The 14547-nt window shown below is 63.4% G+C and carries 14 protein-coding genes; 4 read left to right on the forward strand and 10 right to left on the reverse strand.

Features of this window, described 5'->3' with window-relative positions; genetic code table 11:
- Window positions 1-104: 104 nt before the first annotated feature.
- On the reverse strand, window positions 105-386 hold the full coding sequence (locus tag FVE66_RS20520) for a hypothetical protein (RefSeq protein WP_241673237.1): 282 nt from the start codon (window positions 384-386) through the stop codon (window positions 105-107).
- Between FVE66_RS20520 and FVE66_RS20525 the strand changes: the two genes are divergently transcribed.
- Window positions 376-711 (forward strand): hypothetical protein, encoded by a 336-nt coding sequence (locus tag FVE66_RS20525; RefSeq protein WP_241673238.1) that lies wholly within the window; start codon window positions 376-378, stop codon window positions 709-711. The genes FVE66_RS20520 and FVE66_RS20525 overlap by 11 nt on opposite strands.
- Before the next feature lie 16 nt (window positions 712-727).
- Here the strand turns inward: FVE66_RS20525 and FVE66_RS15170 are convergent, their stop codons facing one another.
- The gene (locus FVE66_RS15170) at window positions 728-2179 is read right to left on the reverse strand and encodes a Ppx/GppA phosphatase family protein (RefSeq protein ID WP_151448295.1); all 1452 of its coding nucleotides are present in this window, start codon (window positions 2177-2179) and stop codon (window positions 728-730) included.
- 177 nt (window positions 2180-2356) lie between these two features.
- Here FVE66_RS15170 and FVE66_RS15175 point away from each other — a divergent pair, with 177 nt between their 5' ends.
- From FVE66_RS15175 to FVE66_RS15185, 3 genes are all read left to right on the forward strand, one after another.
- Complete coding sequence (locus FVE66_RS15175) at window positions 2357-3220, forward strand: UDP-2,3-diacylglucosamine diphosphatase (protein ID WP_151448296.1); 864 nt, start codon at window positions 2357-2359, stop codon at window positions 3218-3220.
- A gap of 92 nt (window positions 3221-3312) precedes the next feature.
- The gene (locus FVE66_RS15180) at window positions 3313-4461 is read left to right on the forward strand and encodes an MGDG synthase family glycosyltransferase (RefSeq protein WP_151448516.1); all 1149 of its coding nucleotides are present in this window, start codon (window positions 3313-3315) and stop codon (window positions 4459-4461) included.
- Between the two features lie 53 nt (window positions 4462-4514).
- A complete protein-coding gene (locus FVE66_RS15185; protein WP_151448518.1) occupies window positions 4515-4976 on the forward strand; it encodes a hypothetical protein in 462 nt (153 codons plus the stop codon).
- Window positions 4977-5080: 104 nt separating this feature from the next.
- On the opposite strand, the gene FVE66_RS15190 is transcribed toward FVE66_RS15185, so the two are convergent.
- The 8 genes from FVE66_RS15190 to FVE66_RS15225 all read right to left on the reverse strand — a co-directional run bounded on the left by FVE66_RS15190 (window position 5081) and on the right by FVE66_RS15225 (window position 14539).
- Window positions 5081-6286, reverse strand: coding sequence for an ABC transporter substrate-binding protein (locus FVE66_RS15190; RefSeq protein WP_151448297.1), 1206 nt, complete (start codon window positions 6284-6286; stop codon window positions 5081-5083).
- Between the two features lie 125 nt (window positions 6287-6411).
- The gene (locus tag FVE66_RS15195; protein WP_151448298.1) at window positions 6412-7461 is read right to left on the reverse strand and encodes a winged helix-turn-helix transcriptional regulator; all 1050 of its coding nucleotides are present in this window, start codon (window positions 7459-7461) and stop codon (window positions 6412-6414) included.
- 48 nt (window positions 7462-7509) lie between these two features.
- Window positions 7510-9057, reverse strand: coding sequence for a class I adenylate-forming enzyme family protein (locus FVE66_RS15200; RefSeq protein ID WP_151448299.1), 1548 nt, complete (start codon window positions 9055-9057; stop codon window positions 7510-7512).
- Between the two features lie 56 nt (window positions 9058-9113).
- Window positions 9114-9857, reverse strand: coding sequence for an SDR family oxidoreductase (locus FVE66_RS15205; protein ID WP_241673240.1), 744 nt, complete (start codon window positions 9855-9857; stop codon window positions 9114-9116).
- A gap of 84 nt (window positions 9858-9941) precedes the next feature.
- Entirely contained in the window at window positions 9942-12368 is a 2427-nt protein-coding gene (locus tag FVE66_RS15210) for a xanthine dehydrogenase family protein molybdopterin-binding subunit (RefSeq protein ID WP_151448301.1), read from the reverse strand.
- Between the two features lie 31 nt (window positions 12369-12399).
- Window positions 12400-13161: an N-acyl homoserine lactonase family protein gene (locus FVE66_RS15215; RefSeq protein ID WP_151448302.1), complete on the reverse strand. Its 762-nt coding sequence runs from the start codon at window positions 13159-13161 to the stop codon at window positions 12400-12402.
- A complete protein-coding gene (locus FVE66_RS15220) occupies window positions 13158-13655 on the reverse strand; it encodes a (2Fe-2S)-binding protein (RefSeq protein WP_151448303.1) in 498 nt (165 codons plus the stop codon). Before FVE66_RS15220 ends, FVE66_RS15215 begins: the two co-directional genes overlap by 4 nt.
- Window positions 13656-13666: 11 nt before the next feature.
- Complete coding sequence (locus FVE66_RS15225; RefSeq protein ID WP_151448304.1) at window positions 13667-14539, reverse strand: FAD binding domain-containing protein; 873 nt, start codon at window positions 14537-14539, stop codon at window positions 13667-13669.
- Window positions 14540-14547: the final 8 nt, after the last annotated feature.

Here is a 14547-nt window from a genome sequence, read left to right on the forward strand (position 1 = left end):
AAACCCCATCAGGCTAACGTGCGAATGCTGCGCTTATGTGACCGGGCAGTTGCAGTCTTGTGACACTGGCCGCGGCCGGCGCCACAGGACTGCCAAGCGCGAACTCAGTCCTGCTTTTCCTTGCGCGGACGACCGGCCTTCAGCGGCGGCAGGCTTTCAACCCACTTTTTCAGCGCGTCCTTGTCGAGCGTACGGATCAGGGCGACGCCGACCCGCAGCAGTTCACTCTTTTTCACCGCGAAGCCAGCCGACAGGCAGGCCTTCTTGACCTCGGCCAGCACCGCGTATTCCGTTTCCGGCATGGTAAAACTGTCGCGCACCACTTTCACCTTCTTGAGCTTGAGCTTGCGAGCCGCTTCAGCCTTGCTATTGTCCGTGATCGCCACGACCGCGGCCGTAGCTGGCGCTTTCTCCGCTGGCTTTGGCGCTACTTTCGCGACTGGCTTTTCCGCGGCCTTTACAACTGGCGTTGCCGCAGCCTTCGCGACTGGTTTTACCGCAGCCTTTGGCGCCGGCTTTGCCGCAGCCTTTGGCGCCGGCTTTGCCGCAGCCTTGGCGGGCGCTGTCGATGCCGCAGGCCGTTTCGCTGCTACCGGTTTCTTAACCGCGGCCGATTTGCTTGCTACCGCACTGCCTGCTTTTGTCGCCATGTTGAACGCTCCCGTTGGTTCGATCCAGATGAATTATATAAATAATATATACAATTATTGAAAGACGTGCAAATCCGTCACGCCGGCTTCACCAAAAACTGCAAGCCGACCTCCTCCCATTCGCCCTTTTCCCGGGCCAGCCACCACGACAAGGTCGGATGCTGTTTCAGAAGATCGCCCGGCACTGCCAGCTCGATCCGGTTCTTCATTTGCAGCCGCAGCTGATGGGCGGAGTCGGCCTCGTGCGCGTGCATCAGCACGGTCGCCAGGCGCAAGGCCAGCACGGCGCAGGCGAAGTCAGGGTCGGCCAGGGCATCCCCCAGCTTGCGCAAATTCCCCTTCTGCCCCAATACCAGTTGCGCCAGCCGGCGTTGTTCGCGCCCGCTGAAGCCCGGCAGGTCGGCATGCTCAAGCAGATAGGCACCATGCTTGTGGAAGCCGGTATGCGAAACGACCACGCCAGCTTCGTGCAAATGCGCGGCCCAGTACAGCAGGCGGCGGCAGCTGCCGTCCGGACGGGCCGGCGCATACAACAGGTCGGCCGCCACCGCCACTTGCTGCGCGCGCGCCGGGTCGACATGGAAGCGTGCCGCGAATTCGCGCACTGCGGTATCGCGGCGGTCGCCCGCGGTGCTGCGCAGGTGCATGTCCCAGATCAGGCCCATGCGCAGGCCGGCCTGCACCGGCATCAGCTGCTCGATGCCAAGTTCCTCCATCAGTCCGATCAGGATTGCGACGCCGCCGCAGATGACGTCGGCACGGTCCGGCTTGAGCCCGGTCAGCGCAATGCGGCCGGTGCGGCCGAAGCCGATCAGCCGCTCGCGCAACAGTTGCAGCGTCTGGTAGCTCAGAATGCCGTCGCCGATCTGGTTGCGCACCAGCGCGTCGCCCACTGCCCGTATCGTTCCTGAAGATCCGTAGGCAATTTCCCAGTTGCCGTTGCGAAAACCCGGCGCCGCATCCTCGAAGCGGCTGCGCGCTGATAACACCGCAGCCTGGAAACTGTCCCGGTCGATCCTGCCATCGGGGAAGAACAGCGCGTTCTTGCGCACGGTGCCGATGCTGAAGGACTCGACCCGCAGGATTTGCGCCCCCCGTCCGAGCACCAGTTCGGTCGAGCCGCCGCCGATATCGATGACCAGCCGCTGCTCGTCTTCGCGGGCGATATTGGCCGCAACGCCCAGATAGATCAAGCGCCCTTCCTCTTCCCCGGAAATCACTTCCACCGGGTGGCCGACAGCCTGTTCGGCCCGCGGCAGGAACTGCTGCGCGTTGCGCGCCACGCGCAGCGCGTTGGTGCCAACCACCCGCACCGCCTGCAAACGGTACTCGGCCAGCACCTTGGCGAATCCACGCAGCGCGGCCAGCCCCTCTTCGATTGCATCGAAGCTCAGGCGGTCATTCTCATCCAGGCCGGCGCCCAGCCGCACCGGAGCGCGCGCGCTGCGCACCACCTTGACCCCGCCAGGCCCAATCTCGCCTATGTGCAGCCTGAAACTATTCGAACCCAGATCCACTGCGCCAAACATCTTTTTCCTTGTCCACCGATTCCTGCATCGAACCGGTCATTGTAATTTTTCCGGGTGACAGCGTGATGACATCCACGGTCACAAGAACGTCATTTGCCCGTAACGCCGGTGCAGCAATGCGAGCCTATGCTCGCCACATTATCGACCTGACGCTGGTCTTCGCAAGCTGGGAAATCAATGAAACCACACGACAATTTCCTCAGTTCCCAATTCGGACCGCCGGGCATCAAGAAAAAGCGCGACAGCTTGCGCTACCGGACGATGTGGATTTCCGATGTCCATCTCGGCACGCCCGGATGCCAGGCGGCAAAGCTGCTCGAATTCCTGCGCACCACCGACGCCGACACCCTGTACCTGGTGGGCGACATCATCGATGGCTGGCAATTGCGGCGCCGCTGGTTCTGGGACCAGCATCACAACAACATCATCCAGACCATCCTGAAAAAGGCGAAGAAAGGCACGCGCGTCATCTTCGTCCCCGGCAACCATGACGAGGCGGTACGCCAGTTCATCGACCTCGACTTTGCCGGCATCCAGGTACGCGATGAACTGGTTCACGTCACCGCCGATGGCCGCCGCCTGCTGGTGTTGCACGGCGACCGCTTCGACGGTGTGATCGCCTGCGCCAAGTGGCTGGCCTATGTCGGCGACGGACTATACACCGTGATCCTGAAGTTCAACCAGCACCTGAACAACTGGCGCGCGCGCATCGGCCTGCCCTACTGGTCGCTGTCGCAGTACCTGAAGCTGAAGGTGAAGAACGCCGTCAGCTACATCACCTCATTCGAAACCGCGCTGGCAGCCGAAGCGCGCCGCCAGGGCCTGGACGGCGTCGTCTGCGGCCATATCCACAAGGCCGAGATTCGTGAAGTCGACGGCATCACCTACTGCAACGACGGCGACTGGGTGGAGAGCCTGACGGCACTGGTCGAGGACTACAGCGGCGCGCTGAGGCTGGTCAACTGGCAGGAAATCATGCTCGAAGCCGATCAGCGGCGCGCGCGACTGGCCAAGGAAGATTCATGCCCCATACCGGCCTGACGGCGGGTTTTGCTCCGATCGGGCCTATCGGGTCGACTGCGCCGGCCACGACGGCTCCATCCGCAACATGGCCGGCCAGCCGGCCGGCCGACATGGCCGGCGCTCGCACCAGGATTGTCGTCCTCAGCGTCTCTGCCGGCAGCGGCCACCTGCGGGCGGCACAGGCGCTGTGCAGTGCCGGCGACGCCCTCGGCACGGTCGACATGGTGCACCTGGACGCGATGCAGTTCGTGCCCGGCTTGTTCCGCAAGATCTATACCGACCTCTACCTGAAACTCGTCAGGTCCTTTCCCACAGTATGGTCACTGCTGTACAAGCTCACCGATCACGCATCTGCCGACACCGCCAGCCACCGGCTGCGGCGGCTGCTTGAGCGGGCCTGCACCGCGCGCCTGCGCCGGCGCCTGGACCAACTGGCGCCGGATGCAATCATCTGCACCCACTTCTTGCCGGCTGAAATGCTGTCCCGGCTAAGCCCACAGCAAGGACAGCGGCCGCGCGGGGGCATCTGGGTCCAGGTCACCGACTACGACCTGCACGGCATGTGGGTGCAGCCCGGCGTCAGCGGCTATTTCGCAGCCAGCCAGCAGCTGGCGTGGCGGCTGCACCAGAGCGGGGTCGAAGCGAGCCGCATCCATGTCACCGGCATACCGCTGATGCCGGCTTTTTCCGCTCCGCCGACACGTGCACAGGCAGCGGCCAGGATGGGCATCGATCGCAACCGTCCAACGGTGTTGCTGATGGGCGGCGGGCACGGGCACGGCGGCCTGCTGCGGCTGGCGACGGACATGCTGGAACTGGAAGAAAAGCCCACGCTGCTGGTGGTGGCCGGCAACAACGCCGGATTGCAGGCGAGCTTGCAAGAGCTGGCCCGCCAGCATCCGGCACAACTGCGGGTATTCGGCTACACCCGCGAGATCGAGGTGTTGATGAGCTGCGCCGATATGGTCGTGACCAAGCCGGGCGGACTGACCACGGCGGAATGCATGGCACTCGGGCTGCCGATGATCGTGGTCGACAGCATCCCCGGGCAGGAAGAGCGCAATGCCGACTACCTGCTGGAAAATGGCGCGGCGCTCAAAGCCGGCGATGCCAGCGGTGTGGTGTATCGGGTGCGGCAACTGCTGTCGGATCCGGCCCGGCTGGAGGCCATGCGCCGCGCTGCCCTCGCACTGGGTCAACCCGACGCGGGCCGCGAAGCAATGCGAACCGTCCTCGCGGCGCTGCCACCATGCGGCTGAACCCCGGGGAGCGGCTGAAACGGATCGGGGCTGGGCTGCTGCACCTGGCGCCCATGCTGCTGGGCACCATATTGCTGGCTGCATTCTTCGCCCAGATCGAAGTCCATATCGAAGGTGGAGCGGGGTGGGCCGCCAACCTGCCGACCTGGCGCATCGAGCGCCACTGGCTGCTCGACATATTCTGGGGTTCGCGCCCGATGACCGGTTACCACGCTTGGGTATTCCCGTTCATTGCCCTGTTCTTCCACTTTCCAGCGGCCTTCTTCTGGTCATGGTCGTGGGCAATCGAAGCGCGCAGCATCGCCTGCATCATGCTGTTCTGGATCGTCGAGGATTTCCTCTGGTTCGTATTCAATCCGGCCTTCGGCCTGGCCCGCTTCGAGCCGATCAACGTGCACTGGCACAAGCGCTGGATCATGGGCGCACCGGTCGAGTACTGGATCTTCCTGCCGGTGTGCGGGGTGTTGTTGTGGCTGTCGTTCCGGGGCGCGCCGGTCGGGCCTGAAAGGGAGTGAACCATGGAGTCGATCGGCCGTTGACGCGCTTGCCACGATCTTGAGACGAAAAAAAAGCCCTGCCGGTCTTCACCGGCAGGGCTTCACTTCTTGCTGCTTGCTGCTTAACCTTTAGCGAGCGGGCAGCCGCCGTCTTTCAACGGACGGAATGCCTGCTCAGCAGGAATGGTGCCCTTGTACGTGTAGTAGTCCCACGGATACTTGGACTCGGACGGCTTCTTGACCTGGTACACATACATGTCATGCACCATGCGTCCGTCAATGCGGATCTTGCCGTTCTTGGCAAACATGTCGTTGATCGGCGTCGCTTTCATCTTGGCCATCACGGCTGCCGTGTTGTCGCTACCGACTGCCTTGACGGCGTTCAGGTAGTGCAGCGTCGACGAATAGTCGCCGGCGTCGCCCATGGTCGGCATCCGCTTGGTCAGCGCGAAGAAACGCTTGGACCAGGCGCGTGTTTCTTCATTGCGGTCCCAGTAGAAGCCGGCGGTCAGGGTCAGGCCCTGTGCGATTTCGAGACCCATGGCGTCGACGTCCGTGATCCAGACCAGCAGGCCGGCCAGCATTTGCTTGCCACCCTTGGTGAGGCCGAACTCATGCGCCGACTTGACCGCGTTGATGAAGCCCGTTCCCGAGCCGGCAATGCCAACCACCTGGGCCTTGGAACCCTGCGCCTGCAGCAGGAATGCGGAGTGGTCGGACGTGGCGATCGGATAACGCGCCGTGCCGATGACCTTGCCGCCATTGGCCGTGACAGCGGCTGCCGTGTCTTTTTCCAGTGCGTGGCCGAACGCGTAATCGGCAGTCAGGAAGTACCAGCTCTTGCCGCCCTGCTTGACGATCTCGCGGCCGGTGCCGTTTGCCAGCGCCCAGGTGTCGTAAGCGTAGTGAATGCTGTTCGCGTTGCAGGCATCGCCGGTAATGCGCGACGAGCCGGAACCGTTGACGATCGCGATCCTGTCCTTTTCCTTCGCCACGGTCATCACCGACAGCGCAACGCCGGAGTTGATCAGGTTGTTGATCATCCTGACGTCCTGCGTATCGAACCATTCACGCGCCTTGCTGGCGGCGACGTCCGGCTTGTTCAGGTGATCGTTGACGACCACTTCGATCGGACGTCCGAGCACCGAGCCGCCGAAATCCTGCACGGCCATCTTCACCGCGTTCACCGCGCCGGCGCCGGCCTCGTGGGAAAACTGTCCCGAAATGTCGGTCATCACGCCGATCCTGAATGGCTTGGCAGTCTGCGCCGAAGCACTGCTGATCGCGCATGCGGCCAGCAATGGCAGCACCTTCAAAAATTTCTTCATGGTCTCGCTCCTGTTGGTTGAGTTTGGGTTCTGTGAATGGATATTTTCAAACATCGCTCGTGGCTACTCTTTACTATTGACTACATTGGCAAAACAAACTGCACTTCAATCCTGCTGCCTGGCGTTCAGGCGCCCGCATCCCCGTTCGCGAGGTCGGATGCGGGCCGCGGCAGTGCATGCACCGCGACCACGCCCTCCAGTGTGTAACGGGTGAAATAGTTCACGTTATGGGCTTCCAGCGGTTCACGGCATTCGCTGCAAACCACCTCGGCATGAAAATCGTTCTGACACACGCGGTGGCGCAGGATCAGCGGCGGCTTTCCGCCGGATACCCACTTGTCGCCCCAATGCATCATCACGATCATCGACGCGTACAGGTCCCGGCCTTTCGGCGTGAAGCGGTATTCAAAACGTTCGGGCCGCACACGGTAGGCGCGCCGGTCCACTACCCCGGCTTCGGTCAGCCGCTGCAGACGGTCGGTCAGGATGTTGCTGGCGATGCCGAGGTTGGCCTGGAACTCGTCGAAGCGCCGCACGCCAAAAAACATCTCGCGTATCACCAGGAAGCTCCAGCGGTCGCCGATGATCTGCAGGGTGCGCGCGACCGAACAGGGCCGTCCACGCTCCAGCACCATCGGGTCCGATGCGCGCCGCGAGCGCTTGCGCTCTGCCATGTGCGTATGCGAACCGGCGCCGGGGCCGTTGCGGTAGGTGACGTCGTGCGGATCGATTTCACCCTTGCAGGCGGAGCACACCACGAGCGGCGAGCAGGCCTTGCCGCAACTGCGGTGTACCAGTTGCAGCGGCGGGCGCTGCTCGCCACGCAGCCATTTGTCGCCAAACGCCAGCAGCACCATCATGGTCTGGAACAGGTCCAGGCCAGCGTCCGACATGCGGTAGGCAGAACGGAGCGAGCCGGCTGAAACGCTTTCCCTCACCAGCAGGCCGAGCTCGGTCAAGTGATTGAGCCGCTTGGCCAGCGTGGTGCGCGGCAGGCCCAGCGAGGCCTGGAATTGCTCATATCGCCGGGCGCCGAAAAACGACTCCCGCAGCACCAGGAAACTCCAGGCATCCTGCAGTATCTCCAGGGTCCGAGCGACCGAGCAGAAGCGGCTGATGGAGGGGAAGGATTTGACCGGGTGCTGGGACTCGGCAATCGCTGGTGCTTCGGGCATCGTATTCAGGGCCTGGAGATGTTTCACTCGTTGATGATGGAGACGGGCTCAGTCCTGCGCCAGCGATTCCTTGAGCCTGAACCGGATGATCTTGCCGGAACCAGTGCGCGGAATTTCACTGACGACATGGACTGCGTCCGGCAGCTTGTACGCTGACAGGCGCTGGCGGCAGTGCTGGACCAATGCTTCGGGATCGACCGTCATCGACGGACGCGCCACCACGAACACGACCGGCACTTCGCCCAGGTGCTGGTGCGGCACGCCGACCACCGCGCAGTCGAGCACGGCCGGGAATGCCGACACTGCTTCCTCCACTTCGGACGGCGCAATGTTCTGGCCGCCGCGGATGATGATTTCCTTGAGCCGGCCGGTAATGGTCAGGTAGCCGTTCGGATCGCAGCGTGCCAGGTCGCCGGTGTAGTACCAGCCCTCGCGCAGCGCGCTGGCCGTTTCCCCCGGCTTGTTGTGGTAACCGGACATGAGATTGGGTCCGCGCACGATCAGTTCGCCTTCGGCGCCCTGCGGCACGTCCTGTCCATTCAGGTCGATGATCCGCGTCGACAGTCCTGGCAGCGCAAGTCCGCAGGATCCCATCACGCGGGTGCCGCTCATCCAGTTCAGCGTCACCATGGTCGATGTCTCGGTGATGCCGTAGCCGTCCAGCAGCATCACGCCGAAGCGCTGCTCGAATTCCTGGTTGATCGGACCCGGCATGATGGCGCCGGCGGACAGGCACAGCCGCAGTCCGGGAAACCGGGCGTCCGGATCCAGGCGCGCCGCTTCCAGCAGGTAGTGGAACATGGTCGGAACGCCGGGGAATACCGTGAACTGTCCGGACTTCAGGTGCGCCATCACATCCGAGGTCGAGAATTTCTCGATGATCGTTTCGGTCGCGCCGACTGCGAGGATGCTCAGCACCGACAGGTTCAGTGCGTAGGAGTGGAACAGCGGCAGCGGCGACAGTACATGGTCGTTTTCATTCAGTCCCGCAATCGGCGCCCAGCATGCCGCCGTCACCCACAGCATGCTGCGCTGGGACAGCAGCACGCCCTTGGCGCGGCCGGTGGTGCCCGAGGTGTAGATGATGAAGGATGGCTCGTCGATGCTGTCGGGATCGCGCGGCAGCGAGCGCGGCGGCTGTTCGCGCAAGGTCGAATAGCGCAATCCGCCGGCCTGGCCATCGCTGTCGCCGACCACGATCAAGGTGCGCAGGTCCGGATGGCGCGCCATCATGGCCGCAGCCAGTCCGGCGCGGGCCGCGGTGGTGACGATCGCCTTGCACGCCGCGTCTTCGATGCGGTACATCGCCTCGGGCTCGGTGGCGTCGACGCTGATCGGCACTGCCACCGCGCCGGCGCGGACAATGGCGAAGCAGCTTTCCACCCACTCGACCGAATTGGGCAGGAAGATCGCGACGCTGTCGCCGGCGCCGATTCCGGCGTCCTGCAAATGGCCGGCGAGATTGGCAGTGGCGCTGTCCAGTTGCCCGTAGGTGACGGCAGTGCGGCTGTCGCGATAGGCAACTTTGGCGGGGCGGGCTTGCGCGTGCTGCCGGATCAGCGTCGCTACCGGCTTGATCAATTCTGTCCGAATCATGGATGTCTCCTCCTGTTCTTTTTCCAGGCCCTGCTTGCAGGCAGGGCCAACCATCGTCAAACCATGCAGAAGCCGCCGTTGACGCTCAGCACCTGGCCGGTGATCCAGGCCGCTTCGTCGGAGGCCAGGAAGGCAACGGTGGGCGCCACGTCCGACGGCGCGCCGAGGCGGCGGATCGCGTAGTTGCGCAGGATTTTTTCGCGGTTGGCAGCCAGGAATTCCGCATCCGAGTGGGCGGTTTCGATCAGGCCCAGCGAAACGCAGTTGACCGTGATGTTGGCCCGGCCCAGTTCCTTGGCCAGCGACTTGCTCAACGCGATGCCGCCAGCGCGTGCCGCGGCTGCGATCGCAATGCCGTTCTCGCCAACGCGCGAGGAGTCGCCTGCCAGCGTGATGATGCGGCCGCCGTTCTGCTTGATCATGTGGGGCGCGACAGCGTGGCAGGTATGGATGGTGCCGTACAGGTCGACGTCGATCTGCTTGGCCCAGTTCTCCGGCTTGCTGCTGACGAAGCGTTCGCCGATCACGACGCCGGCGTTGTTGACCAGGATGTCGATCCGACCGAAGTCGGCCACGATGGCCGCCACCATTTTCTGCACTTCTTCGTAGCTGCCGACATTGGCCTGGTAGGCGCGTGCGTTGCCGCCGGCCTTCTTGATTTCCTCGACCACCGCCTCTGCTTCCGCTGCGGAGCGGTTGTAGTTGACTGCCACCGTGGCGCCATTGGCGGCCAGCGCCAGCGAGATTTCACGTCCCACATCGCGGCCTGCGCCGGTTACCAGGGCTACTTTTCCGCTCATGTCCGTCTTCATTTACATCCCCTTTTCATGGATTGTTCGTTGATTGTCTTTTGATTGATTCTGGATTTTTTTCCGAATTTCTGGTTACTGCGCCCTGGCCTCGCTGATCAGGCGGAACAGGCGCTCCGGCGTAACCGGCAACTCGGTAATCTCAATGCCGAGCGGCTGCAACGCATCCGAGATCGCGTTGGCCACCGCTGCCGGCGCGCCTATCGTGCCGCCCTCGCCCATGCCGCGGAATCCGCCGATGGTCGCCGGCGCGCCGCATTGGACGTGCACCATCCGGATGTCGGGCACCTCCGGCGCGCTCGGCGCCACATAGTCGACCAGGCTGGCAGTCAGTATCTGGCCGCCCTCGTCGTACACGACTTCCTCCAGCAGCGCAGCACCGATGCCCTGCGCCACTGCGCCCTGCGCCTGGCCGGCGACGATCAGCGGATTGATCATGCGTCCGCAGTCATCCGCCACCACATAATCCTTGACCCGGATCATGTAGGTTTCGGGATCGATATCGACCACTGCGATGTGGGTCGAGGAACTGGTGGTTCCCCACACCGGGTCATAGGACCTGGTTTCTTCCAGCACTTCGTGCGCATCCGGCGGCAACTTGCCCATCTGCGAGTAGACGACGTCGGCAATCTGCGCGATGGTGATGGTCTTGCCGGAGTCGCGCGCGGTGGCAACGCCACCCGCAATGTCGATATACGACACGTCGCTGCCGAGCAGATGCGACGCCACCCGTATCAGCTTTTCCTTGAGCCCGCGCGCGGCCAGCGTACCGGCGCCGCCAGCCAGCACCGCGCTGCGGCTGGCATAGGTTCCGGTGCTGTGCGAGACCACCTCGGTGTCGCCTTGCACCACGCGAATGTCTTCCAGGTTCGCGCCGAGCTCGTCCGCCACCACCTGTGCCAGCGTGGTTTCCAGTCCCTGTCCGTGCGAAGCGATGCCGAAATACGCCATGACCGCGCCGCTCGGGTCGATCTTGATGGTCGCGATCTCGGTGCCGGTATTGATCGGCATGCCGGGCGAGGCCGAAATGCGTGAGCCGATGCCCGACAGTTCCGCATAGGTGGAGAAGCCGATGCCCATCCAGCGTCCCTGCGCGCGCGCCTCCTGCTGCTTGCGGCGCAAACCCTCGTAGTCAATCGCTTCGCAGGCTTGCTGCAGGCCTTCCTGGAAGCCTGAGCGGTCCCACACGATGCCGGGAGCGGTCTTGTACGGAAATTCTTCCGGCTTGATCAGGTTGCGCTTGCGGATTTCTTTCGGATCCAGTCCCAGGCGGTGCGCCGCCATGTCGACCAGGCGCTCCATCACGAACGTGGATGACGGGCGCCCGACGCCACGGTAAGGGCCGGTGGGCGCCTTGCAGGTACTCACCGCACGCACCCTGCCGTGATAGACCGGAACACGATAGGGACCGGGCATGAAACTGATGACCTGTACTGTCTCGAGACCGGCGGTCCAGGGGTAGATCGAGTAAGCGCCGACGTCGCCGACGACATCGGCGCGCAGGCCAAGAATGTGGCCGTCCTCATCCAGCGCCAGTTCTGCATCGATGGTTTCATCGAAGGCCTGGCTGGTGGAAGCCAGGTCCTCCAGCCGGTCGCCGGTCCATTTCACCGGCCGGCCGAGATGGCGAGCCAGTGCGCACACCAGGATTTCCTCCGGGTACAGCGAACCCTTGCTGCCGAAACTGCCGCCGACGTCCGGCGCCACCACGCGGATGCGGTTGCCCGGCAAGTCCAGTATCTTGACCAGCGCATCGCGCACGATGCCGGGACTGCCGCTCGACGTGTGCAGGGTCAGCGAACGCCGCCCCTGGTCATAGGCCGCCATGTACACCCGGTTTTCCATTGCCAACGCGGTCTTGCGATGGGAACGGAAGCGGGTGCCGACGCGAATCGGCGCATCGGCCATCACGGCATCGATGTCGCCACGGCGGAACTCGCGCTTGAGCAGGACATTGGTGCCCACTTCTTCGTGCAACAAGGGCGCGCCGGGTTCGGCTGCAGCCTCCGGATCCACCAGGCTGGGCAGGAAATCATAGTCAATCGAAATCTGTTCGACCGCGTCTTCGGCCAGGTAGCGGCTTTTCGCCACCACGGCCACCACGGCCTCGCCGACAAAGCGCACCTTGCCGCGCGCCAGCGGATAGATTGCGGTCGGATGGTAATCAGGCATGCGCGAAGTTGCGAAGATCGGCTTCACCATGCTTTCCAGGTCTTCCGCCGTGAACACCCCGATCACGCCCGGCATTGCCGCTGCCGCGTCACGGTCGATCGACTTGATCAGCGCATGCGCCTGGTCGCTGCGGCGGAAAGCGATGTGCAACTGGCCCTTGACCGGGATGTCATCCACATAGGACCCGTGACCGGTCAGCAGGCGCGGGTCTTCGGTGCGTTTTACTCGCTGTCCGACGAGCTTGGGCCTGGCTGCCGGCTCAAGGTCCTGCGCGCCGTCCTTGCCGATCTCCGCCGCGATCTTCTGCGCGATGCTCTGTGGTGCATCCATGATGCTTGAATCTCCTTGCGGCACGGTCTTCTCAGTCATAGAACTCAGCGCCGGTCTTCAGCGACTTCCACTGCTCGTCATCGTGTCCGTAGACAATGGTCGTGCCGGCGGCTTCGATGCGGCGAATCTCTTCCATCGATTTCGAGGATTGCTCGGCATTCCAGGTGTTGCGCGGATTCAGGTCGCGCTCCAGATTGGCGCGCAAGGCAACCGAATCGGATGCAAGCAGGAAGGAGCCGGACTTGTCCAGCGCCACCATGGCGGCCGTCATGCCGACCGTATGGCCCGGCACTGGCAGCAGCACGATCCTGCCGTCATTGAACAGGTCGCGCTGGCCATCGATGGTTTCGACCGGCATCGGCTGCTTCCAGTCAACTGGCAGATAGCCGATCTTGTCGGCATCGGCCGCGCTCGCGGCCTCCAGTTCCTTCGCATGGCAGATCACCGTCGCCTTGCGGAAAAATTCATTGCAGCCGCAATGGTCGGAATGAAAATGCGAGTTGACCACGACGTCGATGTCATCCGGCACCAGTCCGGCCACTTTCAGCTGGTCGATGACGTTGTCGCCCGGCCTGGAAATCGGCACCATTGCGCGCGCCATCGGACCCCAGCGCTCTTCCGCATGATCGATGGTCGATGGATGGCATCCGGTGTCGAACAGCACATTCCCCTGCGGATGCCGCAGCAAGTAGCACGACACCGGCAGTTCTATCGTTTCCTGGCGGTCGGCGTCGGGAATATAGACGCTCTTCCTCATGCGCAGGCGGCCGCCGGACAGTACGTGCATCTTCATTTCGCAAGCTCCCCTGCGCCATCGCGCACGCGGCGCACGGCTTCGACGATATGGACATAGCCAGTGCAACGGCAAAGATTGCCGGACAGGCCTTCGCGGATCTCTTCGTCGGTGGCCAGCGGATATTTCTGCAGCATGTCGGTGCAAGTCATCAGCATGCCCGGCGTGCAGAATCCGCATTGCAAGGCATGGCATTCATGGAAGGCCTGCTGCAGCGGATTCATGTTGTCCACCGTTCCCAGTCCTTCAACCGTCTGGATCTCGCAGCCGTCGGCCTGCGCCGCCAGCATCAGGCAGGAACGCATGCTGCTGCCATCGACCATGATGGTGCAGGCGCCGCAGACGCCGTGCTCGCAGCCCACGTGGGTGCCGGTCAGCCCCAGCGTGTGCCGGAGAAAATCGGCCAGCAGCAGGCGCGGCTCCACCAATTCTTCATATTTGACGCCGTTGACGACGACGCTCACCTTCACATGTTCAAACTGTTGTTCGCTCATTCCGATTTCCTTTAGACCTGGCCTTCAGCCCTGCTCCAGGCTGTCTTGACGACGCGGCGGGCAAGTACTCCCACCAAGTGCCGCCGGTAATCCCCCGATGCATGCAGGTCGCCGTCCGGTTGCACGGCCGCCCGCACCGCAGCCACCACGGCATCCAGCGTCTGCTCGTCGCAAGCCTGCCCCATCAGCACGGCTTCGGCATCGTGCAGGCGCATCGGCGTGTCGCCCACGCCCATGACGCCGATCCGCACATGGGTGGCACGTCCCTGCTCCACCGTCAGCACGACACCGACCGCAGCCAGCGCGAAATCGCCGGAGCGCCGCGCCACTTCCTCGAATGCCGATCCGGCGCCCGCGGGCAGCGCGGGCAGCGTTATTTCGGTCACGATCTCGTCTTCCTGCACATCGGAAGTGAGCGCGGCGACGAAGAAATCGGGCGCCTCGATCACGCGCTTTCCGCGCGGCGAGACCGCCGTGATGCGCGCCTCGAGCAACAGCATCATCAGCGGCAGTTCGGCCGCCGGGTCGGCATGCGTAATGCTGCCGCCTATCGTGCCGCGGTTGCGGATCGCGAGGTGGGCGACATGCGCCATCGTCTCGGTCAATACAGGGAACAGGCGATTGACGGTGGCTGATGTCTCCAGCGTGTGATGCCGGGTCAGCGCGCCTATGCGCAGGCCGCCCTCATGCTCTTCGAGAAAGTCGAGTTCCTTGATGCGGTTGATATCGATCAGCAAGGACGGGCTGAGCAGCCGGAAATTCATCATCGGCATCAGGCTCTGGCCGCCGGCCATGATCTTGCCGTCGCCGTTCGCTGCCGCCAGCGCGGCGATGGCCTCGTCCAGCGTCGTCGGACGAACATAATTGAACTGTGAAGGCTTCACGTTTTTAT

Origin of the sequence: Lacisediminimonas profundi, assembly GCF_008831265.1 — a bacterium.
GTDB classification, from domain to species: Bacteria; Pseudomonadota; Gammaproteobacteria; order Burkholderiales; family Burkholderiaceae_D; genus Lacisediminimonas; species Lacisediminimonas profundi.

Bases quoted from the DNA above. Each gene is read 5' to 3' on its own strand.
- FVE66_RS15215 (WP_151448302.1), bottom strand. From the start codon at position 13,161: ATGAAGATGCACGTACTGTCCGGCGGCCGCCTGCGCATGAGGAAGAGC.
- FVE66_RS15190 (WP_151448297.1), bottom strand. From the start codon at position 6,286: ATGAAGAAATTTTTGAAGGTGCTGCCATTGCTGGCCGCATGCGCGATC.
- FVE66_RS15220 (WP_151448303.1), bottom strand. From the start codon at position 13,655: ATGAGCGAACAACAGTTTGAACATGTGAAGGTGAGCGTCGTCGTCAAC.
- FVE66_RS15210 (WP_151448301.1), bottom strand. From the start codon at position 12,368: ATGGATGCACCACAGAGCATCGCGCAGAAGATCGCGGCGGAGATCGGC.
- FVE66_RS15200 (WP_151448299.1), bottom strand. From the start codon at position 9,057: ATGATTCGGACAGAATTGATCAAGCCGGTAGCGACGCTGATCCGGCAG.
- FVE66_RS15195 (WP_151448298.1), bottom strand. From the start codon at position 7,461: ATGCCCGAAGCACCAGCGATTGCCGAGTCCCAGCACCCGGTCAAATCC.
- FVE66_RS15205 (WP_241673240.1), bottom strand. From the start codon at position 9,857: ATGAGCGGAAAAGTAGCCCTGGTAACCGGCGCAGGCCGCGATGTGGGA.
- FVE66_RS15180 (WP_151448516.1), top strand. From the start codon at position 3,313: ATGGCCGGCGCTCGCACCAGGATTGTCGTCCTCAGCGTCTCTGCCGGC.
- FVE66_RS15170 (WP_151448295.1), bottom strand. From the start codon at position 2,179: ATGTTTGGCGCAGTGGATCTGGGTTCGAATAGTTTCAGGCTGCACATA.
- FVE66_RS15185 (WP_151448518.1), top strand. From the start codon at position 4,515: ATGCTGCTGGGCACCATATTGCTGGCTGCATTCTTCGCCCAGATCGAA.
- FVE66_RS15175 (WP_151448296.1), top strand. From the start codon at position 2,357: ATGAAACCACACGACAATTTCCTCAGTTCCCAATTCGGACCGCCGGGC.